Here is a 14,215-nt window from a genome sequence, read left to right on the forward strand (position 1 = left end):
ACCCTACCCCGCGCCATGCACCCTGTCAGCGCCATCTTCCCGCGAAACCGGCAGAATTTTCTGCATCAGCACAAGGTCGAGCCACCGCCCCCCCTTGCGCCCCACCTGCGGCATCACGCCCACCTGCGCGAACCCCAGCGCGCGGTGAAAGGCGATGCCGCCCGCGTTTTCACTGCTGATGGCGCCGACCAGCACATGTATCCCGGCGCGGCGCGCGCGCTGCTCCAGCGCCTCCATCAGGGCCCGCCCCATCCCCAGCCGCCGCATCTCCGGGGCCAGCATGATCGTATGCTCGGCGGTCCGCGCATATCCCGGCCCGGCGCGGAACGCACCGAAACTGGCAAAACCTCCGACCCGCCCGCCGGTTTCCGCCACGAGGAACGCGCCAGCCCGTTCCGCGATCAGACCGGCCAGGGCCGCTTCGGTTTTCTCCGCCGTGGTAAAGGTGATCATGGTGTCCCGGATCACCGCGTTCCAGAGCGCGCAGACCGCCCCCGCATCGCCGCGCCGGGCCGGCCGGACCCTCACCGCAACACCCGCGCCCCGTGCGGCGTATCGACCTCCGCCGCCAGGGTCGGGACATCGCCCGGCTCGAACACGATACGCGGATCGTCCAACACTTCCAGCAGATCGCGCAGCGCGCCTGCCTCGGGATGGATCACGACCAGCCGTTTCAGGGCGCAGCCCGACCCGGCCAGCATCGACGCCGGGTGCAGTTCGCCGCGCCACCGGATCAGCGCCGGGAACAGGTTGTCGAACGGCAGGGCACCACCCCGCGGCACCGCCATGCACCAGCGCAGATCGCCGCGCTCAAGCTCGACCGGTTCACCGGCCAGGGGCAACGCCGCCAGCGCCGCCTCCAGATCGTCCACCCGGCAGATCCAGTTGCCCAGCCGCGGCCCCCCCGCGAACCCGTCCAGCCCGAACCAGCGCGGCCGGCCGGGCGCCGGGGCATCGGGATCGACCGCGATCGCCTCGAGATAGAGACCGCCCTCCAGCCCGAGCAACCGGTTATGCGTGCCGAACCGCGCGTGGCGGCCGCCCGGCTGCATCGCCACGCCCAGCGCCGCCTCCACATGGGCCGCCGCCGCCTCCAACGTCTCGCCGGCCACCGCCAGATGATCCAGGTGCATCGCGCGTTCCCTTCCTCTTGCCGGAAATATCCTCGGGGGTGAATGCCCCGCAGGGACAGAGGGGGCAGACAGCCCCCTCCCCCGCCCTAGGCCCGCGCCGCGCGGATCAGCTTCAGGATATCCAGCGCCGCCTGCGGGATATTGGTCCCCGGCCCGAAAATTGCCTTGACCCCGTGCTCGCGCAGGAACGCGTAGTCCTGCTGCGGGATCACCCCGCCGCAGATCACGATGATATCCTCCGCGCCGGCCGCCTTCAGCGCCTCGACCAGCTGCGGCGCCAGCGTCTTGTGGCCCGCCGCCTGCGACGAGATCCCGACCACATGCACGTCATTGTCGACGGCATCCTGCGCGGCCTCCTCCGGGGTCTGGAACAGCGGCCCCACATCGACGTCGAACCCGATATCGGCAAAGGCGGTCGCGATCACCTTGGCGCCCCGGTCGTGACCGTCCTGGCCCATCTTGACCACCAGCATCCGCGGGCGGCGGCCTTCATCGGCGGCAAAGCCCTCGACCGCGGCCTGGATCTCGGCAAAGCCCTCGTCGCCCTCATAGGCCGCGCCGTAGACACCGGCCAGCGTCTTGACCTCGGCACGATGCCGGCCGAACTGCTTTTCCATTGCCATGCTGATCTCCCCGACCGTTGCCCGTGCCCGCGCGGCTTCGACCGCCGCTTCCAGTATGTTGCCGCCTTCGCCCGCGCGGCGCGTGAGTTCGTCCAGCGCCGCGGCGCAGGCGCTTTCGTCCCGGGTGGCGCGGATCTTTTCCAGCCGGGCCACCTGCGCCTCGCGCACCGCCACGTTGTCCACGTCGAGAATGTCGATCGGGTCTTCCTTTTCCAGCCGGTACTTGTTGACCCCGACGATCACCTCCTCGCCACGGTCGATCATCGCCTGCCGCCGCGCCGCGGTTTCCTCGATGCGCAGCTTGGGCATGCCGCTTTCGACCGCCTTGGTCATGCCGCCCATCTCCTCGACCTCCACGATCAGCGCCCAGGCCTTCTCGGCCAGTTCATGGGTCAGGCTTTCGACATAGTAGGAGCCGGCCAGCGGATCGACCACGTTGGTGATGCCGGTTTCCTCCTGCAGGATCAGCTGCGTGTTGCGCGCGATGCGGGCGCTGAAATCGGTCGGCAGCGCAATCGCCTCGTCCAGCGCGTTCGTGTGCAGCGACTGCGTTCCCCCCAGTGCCGCGGCCATCGCCTCATAGGCGGTGCGCACGACGTTGTTGTAGGGGTCCTGCTCCTGCAGGCTGACCCCGGAGGTCTGGCAATGGGTGCGCAGCATCTTGGACCGTTCCGATTTCGCCCCGAAACCGGTCATGATCCGGTGCCAGAGCAGCCGCGCCGCGCGCAGCTTGGCGGCCTCCATGAAGAAATTCATGCCGATGGCGAAGAAGAAACTCAGCCGGCCCGCGAACTGGTCCACATCCATGCCCGCGTTCATCGCCGCGCGCACATATTCGCGGCCGTCCGCCAGCGTGTAGGCCAGTTCCTGCACGAGGTTCGCGCCGGCCTCCTGCATGTGATAGCCCGAGATCGAGATCGAGTTGAATTTCGGCATGTTTTCCGAGGTGTAGCCGATGATGTCGGAAATGATCCGCATGCTCGGCCCGGGCGGGTAGATATAGGTGTTGCGGACCATGAACTCCTTGAGGATGTCGTTCTGGATCGTGCCGGCGAGCAGCGACTTGTCATGGCCCTGTTCCTCGCCCGCGACGATGAAGCTGGCCAGGACCGGGATCACCGCGCCGTTCATGGTCATCGACACCGACACCTTGTCCAGCGGAATGCCGTCGAACAGGATCTTCATGTCCTCGACGCTGTCGATGGCGACGCCGGCCTTGCCCACATCGCCCACCACGCGCGGGTGGTCGCTGTCATAGCCCCGGTGCGTGGCCAGGTCGAAGGCCACCGACACCCCCTGCTGCCCGGCGGCCAGGTTGCGGCGGTAGAACGCGTTGGATTCCTCGGCGGTCGAAAAGCCCGCATATTGCCGGATCGTCCAGGGCCGGCCCGCATACATGGTCGCCTTGACCCCGCGCGTGAACGGGCCGATCCCCGGCAGGCTGCCCATATGCGGCAGTTCGGCGGTGTCCGCTCCGGTATAGAGCGGCTTGACCGCGATGCCTTCCAGCGTTTCGTGGGTCAGGTCGTCCAGCGGGCGGCCACGCAGTTCCTTTTCGGCCAGCGCGCGCCAATCGTCGGTATTCGTCATGGTCTGTTCCTCTCGGTCATGGGGTCGCGGGGCAACAGGCCCCTGCATGCGGTCGGTCGCGCGGGTTGAAATGAGCGGTCGCAATCACTGTCCGCGCGTCTATATTCAATGCTATGAAACGGTTCTGTGCCCTTGTTCTCGCCTGCCTGCTGCCCGCTGCCACCCTTGCCGCCGAAGAGGCGCAGGACGCGGCGGCGATGATCCGCCCGGCGGGAGACACCGAGCTGTCGGATTTCCTGTGGACCAACCGGCCGGTGATCGTCTTTGCCGACAGCCCCGCCGATCCGCGCTATGGCGAACAGATCGAGTATCTGCGCGACGGCATGGCGATGCTGCTCGATCGCGACGTGGTGGTGCTGTCCGATACCGATCCGGCGCAGAAATCGCCGCTGCGGTCCAGGCTGCGCCCGCGCGGGTTCATGCTGGTGCTGGTCGGCAAGGACGGCAAGGTGCTGCTGCGCAAACCGCTGCCCTGGACGGTGCGCGAACTCAGCCGGACCATCGACAAGCTGCCGGAACGCCAGCGCGAGGTCGAGGAACGGCGCGGCGACGGCTGATCGCGGCCGCCACGGGTCGTTATTGATTTCTTTGCCCTGCGCGCCTACATTTGGATCAGGCACGGGGGCATCCCGCCACCCGGCCGACGATTGTGGGAGGACCGAGATATGACGTATCAACCGAAACAGTCCGAAAAATCCCCCGGCAATCCGGGATCTGGCGGCGATTTCTGACATCCCGACCCCTTTTCACTCTCTGACGTCAGCGACGACTTCGACGACGTAGCGCCCGTTGCGTTGCCTGATGACCAGCTGCGCGTTGTTGCCGTCGCGCTTGATCCGCTCGGGATGTTCGATGCCCAGCGCGGTGTTGATGGCGATCAGCGACTGGATCGCCCATTTCAGGGTGGCGATCCGCGTATCGGTCAGGCGGGCATGCCCGGCGATTCGCCGCCCGGTATCCAGTTCGATGAACCGGTCGCTGCGCATGTCCGACCCCAGCGTGGCCAGGTCGTTGAGCGCAGAATAGAACCGCAGCACCGGTTCGAGCGCGGGTTCGGGCAGCAGGTTGATCGACCCCGACACCGTCTTGAACACAATCGGCGGGCTTTCGGTGCCGACAAACGGGTGATAGCGCGTGTTCTCGTCGTCGCCCCCATCGGCAATCGCCCCCTGAACATGCCGCGCGTTGTCCAGCCAGTCGATCGAATCGAGGGTCTGGAACGCGGTGAAGATCTCGGACCGCAGCGCATAGAGCACTTCGCGCCGGGTGCGGGCGCGTTCCCGGTCGCGCTGGTATTCGGTCGCCACCCATGTCGCCACCCAGCCGGTGGCGATCACCGTGCCGGTGATCAGCGCGGCCTTGAACGCCAGATCGTCCGGCACCCGCCGCGCGATCCAGTAGACGGTGAGCCCCGCCAGCGCCACCAGCGGGACCAGGGCCATCAGCACCCGCCCGAACACCCGCGCCAGCAACGAGCCCGCCCAGATGAAATGGATCGCCAGCGCCAGCACCACCGCCGCCATGCCCTCGGCGATCCCGCCGCCGCCCGCGGGCGCGAGCCGCTGCGCCAGCGGCACCAGAAGCACCGCCAGCACCAGCGTCGCGATTATCCTGCTGCGCTGATCCATGCGCGGGCCGCTATTCGAACTCCATGATCACGTCGTCCACCGCCAGGCTGTCGCCGGCCCCCGCGTTGATCCGGGCCACCACGCCTTTCTTCTCGGCGCGCAGGATGTTTTCCATCTTCATCGCCTCGACGGTGCAGAGCGCCTGCCCTTCCTGCACCTCGTCGCCGACCTCGACATCGACCTTCACGATCAGGCCGGGCATCGGGCAGAGCAGCATCCGCGACGTGTCCGGCGGCAGTTTTTCGGGCATCAGCCGGGCCAGTTCCGCCTGGCGCGGGCTGCGCACATGCACCTTGAGATCGGCCCCCCGCGACCGCACCCGATAGCCGCTGGTGATCTTGTCCACCTTCAGCACCAGGGGCGCGCCATCCACGTCGAGCCGGGCCAGGCTGTCGCCCGGCGTCCAGTCCGAGGTCACGCGCAGCCGGGTTCCATCCTCGAACCGGATCGTCGATCCCTTCTTGTCGGCCTTGACCTTCACGGCAAAGTCCTGGCCCTGCAGCGTCACCACCCAGTGCTTGCCGACCTTGCGTTCATGGTTGTCCATCCGTCCCGAGACGCGGGTGCGGCGGATCTCGGCGACGCGATACATGGCCGCCGCCGACGCCGCGATGCGGCGCAGGGTATCCCCGTCCAGTTCGACCCCTTCGAACCCGTCGGGATATTCCTCGGCGATGAAGGCCGTGGTCATGTCGCCCGAGATGAATTTCGGATGATCCATCACCGCCGACAGGAACGGCAGGTTGTGACCGATCCCTTCCAGTTCGAAACCGTCCAGCGCCACCCGCATCGCCTCGATCGCCTGCGCGCGGTCCGGCGCCCAGGTGCAGAGCTTGGCGATCATCGGGTCGTAATACATCGAGATCTCGCCGCCCTCGAACACGCCGGTGTCGTTGCGCACGGCGGTCGGTCCCTCGGGCGCATCGCCCTGCCATTTGCCATTGTCCAGCAACGGCCCCGCGGCGGTTTCCGACGGCGGACGATAGCGGCTCAGCCGACCGATCGACGGCAGGAAGTTGCGATAGGGGTCCTCGGCATAGAGCCGGTTCTCGATCGCCCAGCCGTTCAGCTGCACATCGTCCTGCGTGATCGACAATTTCTCGCCCGCGGCCACGCGGATCATCTGTTCCACCAGGTCCACGCCGGTGATCAGTTCGGTCACCGGGTGTTCCACCTGCAGGCGGGTGTTCATTTCGAGGAAATAGAAATTCTTGTTCCCGTCGACGATGAATTCGACCGTGCCGGCGCTGGCATAGCCGACCGCCTTGGCCAGCGCGACCGCCTGTTCGCCCATCGCCCTGCGGGTTTCGGGGTCGAGGAACGGGCTGGGCGCCTCTTCGACCACCTTCTGGTTGCGGCGCTGGATCGAGCATTCGCGTTCGCCCAGATAGACGCCGTTGCCGTGGCTGTCGCACAGCACCTGGATCTCGATATGGCGCGGCTGGGTGACGAATTTCTCGATGAAGATGCGGTCGTCGCCGAAACTGTTGGCCGCTTCGTTCCTGGAGCTCTGGAAGCCCTCGCGCGCCTCCTGATCGTTCCAGGCGATCCGCATGCCCTTGCCGCCGCCGCCGGCGCTGGCCTTGATCATGACCGGATAGCCGATGTCGTTCGAGATCTTCACCGCCTCGTCGGCATCCTCGATCAGGCCCATATAGCCCGGCACCGTGGAGACCCCCGCCTCCTGCGCGATCTTCTTCGAGGTGATCTTGTCGCCCATCGCCTCGATCGCGCCCTTGGGGGGGCCGACAAAGGCAACGCCTTCGGCCTCGAGCGCCTCGGCAAAGCGGGCATTCTCGGACAGGAACCCGTAACCGGGATGCACCGCCTGGGCGCCGGTTTCGCGGATCGCGGCCATCACGTTGTCGATGACGATATAGGACTGGTTCGCCGGTGGCGGGCCGATCCGTACCGCTTCGTCGGCCATCTCGACATGCAGGGCATTCTTGTCCGCGTCCGAATAGACCGCGACCGTCCCGATACCCATCTTGCGGGCGGTCTTGATGACACGGCAGGCGATTTCACCCCGGTTGGCGATCAGGATCTTGTCGAACATGTGGCGTCCTTTGTCTGAATATGTGTCAAACGCATGGCGCCGCTGCGGGCCGGCCGGCCCGCAGCGGCGCTGCGTGAAGTCATCGTGATGTCGGCGCAGGCGGGACCCTGCGCGGCAATCCTACCGACAGCGGCCGGGATAGAGATCGCAATAGAGCATGTTTGCGGCCGCGCCGCCCACCGCGCCGAGCGCGAGGTTGCCATTGAGCACGGCCGCCCCCACCGCGCCTGCCGTGCCGCCATAGAGCGCGCGTTCCCCGACCGTTTCGCCGCAGGCGGCGAGTGTGCCGCACAGCGCCAGCCCGGCCAGAAGCCGCCGCGCGAATTTTCGATCTGCCTGCATCCTGCCCATCCTTTTCGTGGTGCTTTTACGTTTGCATCCACGGCATTGCCCATTGCACCGGCGGCGTCAAAGCCAGACAGCAGGGGCGCGGCAATCTGCGCGGCAGCCCGCCGATCCGGTCCGATGCGTCGGCGAAAAAAAAGGTCGGGCGGTTCGAAGCTTGAGTTTCGAACCGACCCGACAAGGATAAGGGTACGGAATAGGTGGTCTGCGGGAGACACGGAAATGGCCGCATCCCACGCACCCACCACGTTGACGTAAGGTAAGTTTCGCGCCAAGCGTGTATTTAGAATCGTTATTACATCGGCGGCTTTCCGCCTATATTCGCCCATAGGTTGCGCAATCATGCCGATTCCCCGCCATAATTGATCGCAACCACCTCGGGGAAGCTGACCCGGGCCACCGCCGAATCGATCACGAGCAGCGAATCATAGCTGGCCGAATCAAAGTGGTCCTCGGCCGGAACCACCTCGCGGCCGAACAGCCAGCTCAGCCGGCCGGCGTCCAGGTTCCCGCGCACGAAGGGGTCCGCACCGAAATGTTCCCAGAGCGCGGCCAGAAAGGCGGCATCGGCCCGGCGGTCCGCCGGCTTGCGGTCGGCATGGCGTTCACGGCGCACCAGCGGCGTCACCCCGCGCGGATTGGCGCGGCGGATGGTGAATTGGTAATCGGTGCCGGGCAGCCGGCCCGGAAACCCGCGATGCTTGACCATGTCCGCGCGTTTGCCGGCCATCAGAATTCCTCCCACACGCAGCCCTGCGGCCCGGGCCTGTAGGCCTCGAAGAACTGGGTCGCCTCGGGCACCGATTTGCCAAACGGCACCTCACGGTCCGACAGCGAGATTACCACCCGGTCCGGCTCCAGCGCGTATTGGGCCAGATAGGGCAACACCAGCGCCTTGCACAGGTGATCCATGTCGGCGGCAGCCTGGTCTGGGGCGATGTCGCCCCCGCTCTCGGCGATCCGGGGCGCGAGGAACCGGAACCGGGCCAGCGGCCCACCGGTGCTCTGTTCCTCGATCAGAACCTGCGTCAGCGTCACCTGCTGCCCCGACGGCACGGCGACGGGCTGCGCCGCAGACTGAGCCTCGGACTGCGCCACGGCCATGCCCGGCAGCAGACCCAGGGCCGCGCCCAACAGCTGCGTTGCGATCCTGCGCTGTGTCATCGACTTGGTTCCTCTGCTCCCGTTGCCGCACGGCACCCGCCGCACGGCATGACAGGCCCGCCGGGATCCCGCCTAGAGCGGGATGTTGTCATGCTTCTTCCAGGGGTTCGTCACCTGTTTCCCGCGCAGCGACGCAAATGCCCGCGCAACCCGCCGGCGCGTGGAATGGGGCATGATCACCTCGTCGATGAAACCGCGCTCGGCGGCGACGAACGGGTTCGCGAATCGATCCTCGTAATCCTTCGCATGGGCCGCGATCTTGTCGGCATCGCCCAGGTCGGCGCGATGGATGATCTCGGTCGCGCCCTTGGCCCCCATCACCGCGATCTCGGCGGTGGGCCAGGCATAGTTGAAATCGCCGCGCAGGTGTTTCGAGGCCATCACGTCATAGGCGCCGCCATAGGCCTTGCGGGTGATGACCGTGACCTTGGGCACCGTCGCCTCGCCATAGGCAAAGAGCAGCTTGGCGCCGTGTTTGATCACCCCGCCATATTCCTGGCTGGTGCCGGGCAGGAACCCGGGCACGTCGACGAAGGTGAGGATCGGGATCTCGAAACAGTCGCAGAACCGGACGAACCGGGCCGCCTTGCGGCTGCTGTCGATATCCAGGCACCCGGCCAGCACCATCGGCTGGTTGGCCACGACACCGACGGTCTGCCCTTCGAGCCGGATGAACCCGGTGACGATGTTCTTGGCGTAGTCTTCCTGGATCTCGTAGAAATCGCCCTCGTCCGCCAGTTTCAGGATCAGTTCCTTCATGTCGTAGGGCGTGTTCGGGTTCTCCGGCACCAGCGTGTCGAGGCTCGATTCGAGCCGGTCCGGATCGTCGAAGAACGGCCGCACCGGGGGCTTTTCGCGGTTGTTGAGCGGCAGGAAATCGACCAGGCGACGCACTTCGGCCAGCGCCTCGACATCGTTCTCGAACGCGCCGTCGGCAACGCTGGACTTGCGGGTATGCGTCGATGCGCCGCCCAGTTCCTCGGCGGTGACCACCTCGTTGGTGACCGTCTTCACCACGTCCGGGCCGGTCACGAACATGTAGGACGTGTCCTTCACCATGAAGATGAAATCGGTCATCGCCGGCGAATAGACCGCTCCGCCCGCGCAGGGGCCCATGATCACCGAGATCTGCGGCACCACGCCCGAGGCCATGATGTTGCGCTGGAACACCTCGGCATAGCCCGCGAGGCTGGCCACGCCTTCCTGGATGCGGGCGCCGCCGGAATCGTTGATGCCGATGACCGGAGCCCCGTTCTGCACCGCCATATCCATGATCTTGCAGATCTTCTGGGCATGGGTTTCGGACAGCGACCCGCCGAAAACGGTGAAATCCTGGCTGAACACATAGACCATGCGCCCGTTGATGGTCCCCCAGCCCGTGACCACGCCGTCACCGGCGGGTTTCTGGTCCTGCATCCCGAAATCGGTGCAGCGATGGGCCACGAACATGTCGAATTCTTCGAAACTGTCCTCGTCCAGGAGCAGTTCGATTCGTTCCCGCGCGGTGAGCTTTCCACGGCCGTGCTGGGCATCGATGCGGCGCTGACCCCCACCGAGCCGTGCATCCTCGCGGCGGGTTTCGAGTTCGGCAAGTATGTCCTTCATGGCGGAAGATCCCCGTTGGTTCGGTTTCGCGAGACAATACAGGCTGAACCGGCCGACCCAAAGCCGGAATTGGCATATTTGCAAATACCTGCAAATCATGCCCAGCAAATATGCTAATTAGCTAATTAACATCTCAACCCGTGGACACCGGCGCCAAGTTGTTCTTGATTGCAGTCACCCGCCATGCCCAGCCCTGTAGAAAAAAGATTCCTCAATCGGCGCAGCCCGCCGCATGTCGCCACGCTGATCCTGCTATCGGGGCTGTCGGCGCTGGCGATGAACGTGTTCCTGCCCAGCCTGCCCCGCATGGCCGAGTATTTCGGCACCGACTATCGCGTCATGCAGCTGTCGGTCGCGCTCTACCTGGGCAGCAATGCGATCCTGCAGGTCGCGATCGGCCCGATTGCCGACCAGCTCGGCCGGCGGCCGGTGATCCTGTGGGGGGTCGGGTTGTTCCTGCTGGCGACGCTGGGCTGCATCTTTGCCCCCACGCCCGGCATATTCCTGGCGTTCCGGATGGCGCAGACCACCGTCGCCGTGGGCATGGTTCTAAGCCGCGCCGCGGTCCGGGACATGTATTCGGAAAACGAAGCCGCGAGCATGATCGGCTATGTGACCATGGGCATGGCGGTGGTGCCGATGATCGGCCCGGCCATCGGCGGCGTGCTGGATGAGGCCTTTGGCTGGCAGGCCAATTTCTGGCTGCTGGTGCTGCTTGGGCTGGCCACGCTGGCGCTGGCCTGGTCGGATTTCGGCGAAACCGCGCATCGCAGCGGGCTGACCCTTGGCCAGCAGTTCCGCGAATACCCGGAACTGCTGCTGTCGACGCGGTTCTGGGGCTATTCGCTGGCCTCCGCGCTGTCGTCGGGCACCTTCTTTGCCTATCTCGGCGGCGCGCCTTTCGTCGGCATGACCGTGTTCGGCATGGACCCCGGGACGCTCGGCCTGTTCTTCGGTGCGCCCGCGGTGGGGTATTTCCTCGGCAACGGGATCTCGGGACGGTTCTCGGTCCGGATCGGGGTCAACCGCATGGTGCTGTGGGGCTGCCTGATCAACTGCGTGGGCGTCGGACTGAACCTGTCCATCCTGCTGGCCGGGCTGGGGTCGCCCTATACGTTCTTCGGCCTGATGACGCTCGTGGGCTTGGGCAACGGGATGTCGATCCCCAATGCCACCGCCGGCGCGCTGTCGGTGCGCCCGCATCTGGCCGGAACCGCATCGGGGCTGTCGGGGGCGATCATGCTGGGCGGCGGCGCCGCGCTCAGCGCGCTGGCGGGCGCCCTGCTGACACCCGCCACCGGGGCGCTGCCACTGCTGGTTCTGATGGGGCTGACCGGGATCGCCGGCGTCTGGGCCATCATCGTGGTGATCCGGCGCGAGCGCAGGCTGGGCCTCTGATCCTTCCCGCAGTTCCATCCCGCAGCACATCTTGCGCGCGGCGCTTTGCAAATCTAGGCTGCCCGCGTTGCAAACCCGCAAACACAGGATGGGGCCGCCATGCGAAACCGCAAGCTCTATGCCGGGGCCAAGCTGCGCGAGATGCGCACGCGGCTGGCACTGACCCAGAAGGATTTCGCCGCGAAACTGGGCGTTTCCCTGCCATACCTGAACCAGATGGAGAACAACAACCGCCCGGTCAGCACGACCGTGGTGCTGGCGCTGGCGCAGGAATTCGGCATGGACGTGACCGAACTGTCCAGCGGCGACAGCGAACGGATGGTGTCGGACATGCGCGAGGCGCTGGCCGATCCCGTCTTTGCCGACGCGATGCCGCCGCTGGCGGATCTGCGGCTGGCCGCCTCGAACGCCCCGGCGCTGGCGCGGGCCTTTCTCGAACTGCACCGGTCCTACCGGCAGAGCCATGAACGGCTGGCATCGCTGGACGAGGCGCTGGGGCGCGAGGATGCCCGCATCCAGGCCAGCCCCTGGGACGAGGTGCGCGATTTCTTCCACTATTGCGACAATTACATCGACGCGGTGGATCGCGCCGCCGAACGTTTTGCCGGTGGTCCCGCGACCGGCGTCGAGCCGGTGCGGCAGGCGGCGCTGGCCCAGCTCTCGGATCGCGGCATCGAGGTGCAGACCGCCGACATGGCGCCGCTGCGGCTCTACGATCCGGACAGCCGGGTGCTGCGGCTGTCCGCCCGCGTGCCGCCCGAAACCCAGCTGTTCCAGATGCTGCTGCAAGTGGCGCTGCTGCGACAGGATGCGCTGCTCGAAGCCACGCTCGACTTCGCCCGGTTCCAGAGCGAGGAGGCCCGTGCAATCGCCAAGATCGGCCTGGCGAATTATTATGCCGGCGCGGCGATGATGCCCTACGGCGCCTTTCTCGCCGCGGCTCAGGACCACCGACACGACCTCGAACGGCTGAGCCTGGAATTCGGCGCCTCGATCGAACAGGTGGCCCATCGACTGTCGACCTTGCAGCGGCCAGGCGCCAAGGGGGTGCCGTTCTTCTTTGCCCGCGTGGACCAGGCCGGGACGATCACCAAGCGCCATTCCGCCACGCGGCTGCAATTCGCCCGGTTCGGCGGTGCCTGCCCGCTGTGGAACGTGCATCGGGCCTTCGAGACGCCGGGCCGGTTCCTGCGCCAGCTGGCCGAAACCCCGGACGGCGTGCGCTATGTCAACCTCGCCCGGGACGTATCGAAACCGGGCGGATCATGGGGTGCGCCCGTCCGCCGCTATGCCATCGCGCTGGGTTGCGAGGTCCGCCACGCCGGATCGCTGGTCTATGCGGACAATCTCGATATCGACAACGCCAATGCCTATGAGCCGATCGGCATTTCCTGCCGCATCTGCGAACGGCGCGACTGTCACCAGAGATCGGTGCCGCCGCTGGAACGCAGGCTGACCGTCGAGGCCAATGAACGCGGCATCCTGCCCTATCGGGTCGGCTGAGCCATCCGCGCCGATGACGGCCAGCGGGTCACGACCGTGCAACCGCCCGGCAAACAGCCTGCTTGCCGGGCGGTGTCTCGCGCAATGCCGCCATGTTCCGGGTCAGCCGTCCGACAGCATGGTCCAGATCTGGTCCTTCAGCAGCGCCCGTTTCTTGCGCAGTTCCACCTCGGCCAGATCCTCGATCGGCTCGACATTCGTCTCGGCGCGATGCACCGTGCGGTTGATCTCATGATATTCGTCGGCCAGCCGGGCGAAATGCGCGTCTTCCCGTTTCAGGCGGCTCATCAGGTCGATCTTGTCGGGGAATTCCTCGGCCAGTTCGTGCGGAGTGTGGGACATGCGATTCTCCTATGTCGCGGTTTCGTCCGAGATTTCCACGCCGCGCGATCCGGTTCCTTGACTCCGGTCAAACCGGAGCCGGATCCACAACTTTATCGGCGCGCCCGCCGCCAGCCCGCGGCCCGTGCCTCGGCTTCGGAACAGAACCAGCGTTCCCCCTTTGCCGGGTTGATGCGCGTCCGGTCGTAATGCTGTTGCCCCGGCATGTGATAGATGCGCGCGCCCTTGGACGAGACGTTGCCCTTGATCGGACAGCCCGCATTCGCGGCCGCGACCTGCTGCGCGGCCGCCGCCCCCGCATCGCGCCGGGCCGCGCGGTAATCGGACGGGCGCTGCACCTGCCCGGCGTGCAACCCGCGCGCATTCACCGCCGCGCCCTTTTCGTCCAGATCGTAATCCATCGAGTACCGGCGAAAGGCAAAGGCCACGCCCTCGGCCACCAGTTCGCGCCCGGCATCCCGGCCGCCGACCATGCAGCGCGCCACGATCCGGCCATAGCGGTCGGTATCCACCGGCGTGCACACCGCGTGGCGGCCCTGGAACCGCAGCCGCGTCTGCCGGGTAGCCCAGTCGCCGCAGCGCCAGGACGAACCGTCGGCGCGTCTGCAGGTCTGCGCCGCCTCGGGCGCGTCGATCCCGTGCAGGCGCACCCGCGCGCCGCCCACATCCCAGGTATCGGCATCGACGACCTCGATCACCCCGGTGACCGCCGGAGCGGCGACGAGGTGCGCGACGGGCATCGTTGCCAGAACGAAGGCGGTACAAACTCTTAACATCCGGTTAATATGGGCAGCGCGTGCCGCCCGCGCAATCGGACGCGTGCAGAAA

General features: G+C 66.5%; 14 protein-coding genes. 3 read left to right on the top strand and 11 right to left on the bottom strand.

Annotated elements, in window-relative coordinates:
* Positions 1-3 precede the first annotated feature (3 nt).
* From C6Y53_RS01445 to scpA, 3 genes are all read right to left on the bottom strand, one after another.
* A complete protein-coding gene (locus tag C6Y53_RS01445) occupies positions 4-528 on the bottom strand; it encodes a GNAT family N-acetyltransferase (RefSeq protein ID WP_106470815.1) in 525 nt (174 codons plus the stop codon).
* Complete coding sequence (locus C6Y53_RS01450) at positions 525-1,133, bottom strand: VOC family protein (protein WP_106470816.1); 609 nt, start codon at positions 1,131-1,133, stop codon at positions 525-527. The genes C6Y53_RS01445 and C6Y53_RS01450 overlap by 4 nt, the downstream gene beginning before the upstream one ends.
* A gap of 86 nt (positions 1,134-1,219) precedes the next feature.
* Positions 1,220-3,346, bottom strand: coding sequence for a methylmalonyl-CoA mutase (scpA, locus tag C6Y53_RS01455; RefSeq protein WP_106470817.1), 2,127 nt, complete (start codon positions 3,344-3,346; stop codon positions 1,220-1,222).
* Between the two features lie 113 nt (positions 3,347-3,459).
* Between scpA and C6Y53_RS01460 the strand changes: the two genes are divergently transcribed.
* Positions 3,460-3,903, top strand: coding sequence for a DUF4174 domain-containing protein (locus tag C6Y53_RS01460; protein WP_106470818.1), 444 nt, complete (start codon positions 3,460-3,462; stop codon positions 3,901-3,903).
* A 189-nt stretch (positions 3,904-4,092) separates the two neighbouring features.
* On the opposite strand, the gene C6Y53_RS20895 is transcribed toward C6Y53_RS01460, so the two are convergent.
* The 6 genes from C6Y53_RS20895 to C6Y53_RS01490 form a co-directional block, all read right to left on the bottom strand.
* Positions 4,093-4,974, bottom strand: coding sequence for a hypothetical protein (locus C6Y53_RS20895; protein WP_106470819.1), 882 nt, complete (start codon positions 4,972-4,974; stop codon positions 4,093-4,095).
* 10 nt (positions 4,975-4,984) lie between these two features.
* The gene (locus C6Y53_RS01470; protein ID WP_106470820.1) at positions 4,985-7,030 is read right to left on the bottom strand and encodes an acetyl-CoA carboxylase biotin carboxylase subunit; all 2,046 of its coding nucleotides are present in this window, start codon (positions 7,028-7,030) and stop codon (positions 4,985-4,987) included.
* A 120-nt stretch (positions 7,031-7,150) separates the two neighbouring features.
* Positions 7,151-7,372 (bottom strand): hypothetical protein, encoded by a 222-nt coding sequence (locus tag C6Y53_RS01475; RefSeq protein WP_106473894.1) that lies wholly within the window; start codon positions 7,370-7,372, stop codon positions 7,151-7,153.
* A gap of 343 nt (positions 7,373-7,715) precedes the next feature.
* Positions 7,716-8,084, bottom strand: a complete 369-nt coding sequence (locus C6Y53_RS01480) for a hypothetical protein (RefSeq protein ID WP_106473895.1) — start codon at positions 8,082-8,084, stop codon at positions 7,716-7,718.
* 20 nt (positions 8,085-8,104) lie between these two features.
* Positions 8,105-8,539 carry a DUF6497 family protein gene (locus tag C6Y53_RS01485; RefSeq protein ID WP_244614917.1) on the bottom strand — a complete coding sequence of 145 codons (435 nt, stop codon included), beginning with the start codon at positions 8,537-8,539 and terminating at the stop codon, positions 8,105-8,107.
* Positions 8,540-8,611: 72 nt separating this feature from the next.
* Positions 8,612-10,144, bottom strand: coding sequence for an acyl-CoA carboxylase subunit beta (locus C6Y53_RS01490; RefSeq protein WP_106470821.1), 1,533 nt, complete (start codon positions 10,142-10,144; stop codon positions 8,612-8,614).
* Between the two features lie 183 nt (positions 10,145-10,327).
* Between C6Y53_RS01490 and C6Y53_RS01495 the strand changes: the two genes are divergently transcribed.
* Both C6Y53_RS01495 and C6Y53_RS01500 read left to right on the top strand, forming a co-directional pair.
* Complete coding sequence (locus C6Y53_RS01495) at positions 10,328-11,542, top strand: multidrug effflux MFS transporter (protein ID WP_106470822.1); 1,215 nt, start codon at positions 10,328-10,330, stop codon at positions 11,540-11,542.
* Positions 11,543-11,641: 99 nt separating this feature from the next.
* Positions 11,642-13,045: a helix-turn-helix domain-containing protein gene (locus C6Y53_RS01500; protein WP_106470823.1), complete on the top strand. Its 1,404-nt coding sequence runs from the start codon at positions 11,642-11,644 to the stop codon at positions 13,043-13,045.
* A gap of 102 nt (positions 13,046-13,147) precedes the next feature.
* On the opposite strand, the gene C6Y53_RS01505 is transcribed toward C6Y53_RS01500, so the two are convergent.
* Positions 13,148-13,387, bottom strand: a complete 240-nt coding sequence (locus C6Y53_RS01505) for an HP1242/YdcH family protein (RefSeq protein WP_106470824.1) — start codon at positions 13,385-13,387, stop codon at positions 13,148-13,150.
* A 92-nt stretch (positions 13,388-13,479) separates the two neighbouring features.
* Positions 13,480-14,163 carry a thermonuclease family protein gene (locus C6Y53_RS01510; RefSeq protein WP_106470825.1) on the bottom strand — a complete coding sequence of 228 codons (684 nt, stop codon included), beginning with the start codon at positions 14,161-14,163 and terminating at the stop codon, positions 13,480-13,482.
* Positions 14,164-14,215 lie beyond the last annotated feature (52 nt).

Origin of the sequence: Pukyongiella litopenaei, assembly GCF_003008555.2 — a bacterium.
In the GTDB taxonomy this organism is placed as follows: Bacteria; Pseudomonadota; Alphaproteobacteria; order Rhodobacterales; family Rhodobacteraceae; genus Pukyongiella; species Pukyongiella litopenaei.

Coding starts and splice junctions, on each gene's coding strand:
- C6Y53_RS01450 (WP_106470816.1), bottom strand. CDS start 1,133: ATGCACCTGGATCATCTGGCGGTGGCCGGCGAGACGTTGGAGGCGGCG.
- scpA (WP_106470817.1), bottom strand. CDS start 3,346: ATGACGAATACCGACGATTGGCGCGCGCTGGCCGAAAAGGAACTGCGT.
- C6Y53_RS01460 (WP_106470818.1), top strand. CDS start 3,460: ATGAAACGGTTCTGTGCCCTTGTTCTCGCCTGCCTGCTGCCCGCTGCC.
- C6Y53_RS20895 (WP_106470819.1), bottom strand. CDS start 4,974: ATGGATCAGCGCAGCAGGATAATCGCGACGCTGGTGCTGGCGGTGCTT.
- C6Y53_RS01470 (WP_106470820.1), bottom strand. CDS start 7,030: ATGTTCGACAAGATCCTGATCGCCAACCGGGGTGAAATCGCCTGCCGT.
- C6Y53_RS01475 (WP_106473894.1), bottom strand. CDS start 7,372: ATGCAGGCAGATCGAAAATTCGCGCGGCGGCTTCTGGCCGGGCTGGCG.
- C6Y53_RS01480 (WP_106473895.1), bottom strand. CDS start 8,084: ATGGTCAAGCATCGCGGGTTTCCGGGCCGGCTGCCCGGCACCGATTAC.
- C6Y53_RS01485 (WP_244614917.1), bottom strand. CDS start 8,539: ATGACACAGCGCAGGATCGCAACGCAGCTGTTGGGCGCGGCCCTGGGT.
- C6Y53_RS01490 (WP_106470821.1), bottom strand. CDS start 10,144: ATGAAGGACATACTTGCCGAACTCGAAACCCGCCGCGAGGATGCACGG.
- C6Y53_RS01495 (WP_106470822.1), top strand. CDS start 10,328: ATGCCCAGCCCTGTAGAAAAAAGATTCCTCAATCGGCGCAGCCCGCCG.
- C6Y53_RS01500 (WP_106470823.1), top strand. CDS start 11,642: ATGCGAAACCGCAAGCTCTATGCCGGGGCCAAGCTGCGCGAGATGCGC.
- C6Y53_RS01505 (WP_106470824.1), bottom strand. CDS start 13,387: ATGTCCCACACTCCGCACGAACTGGCCGAGGAATTCCCCGACAAGATC.
- C6Y53_RS01510 (WP_106470825.1), bottom strand. CDS start 14,163: ATGTTAAGAGTTTGTACCGCCTTCGTTCTGGCAACGATGCCCGTCGCG.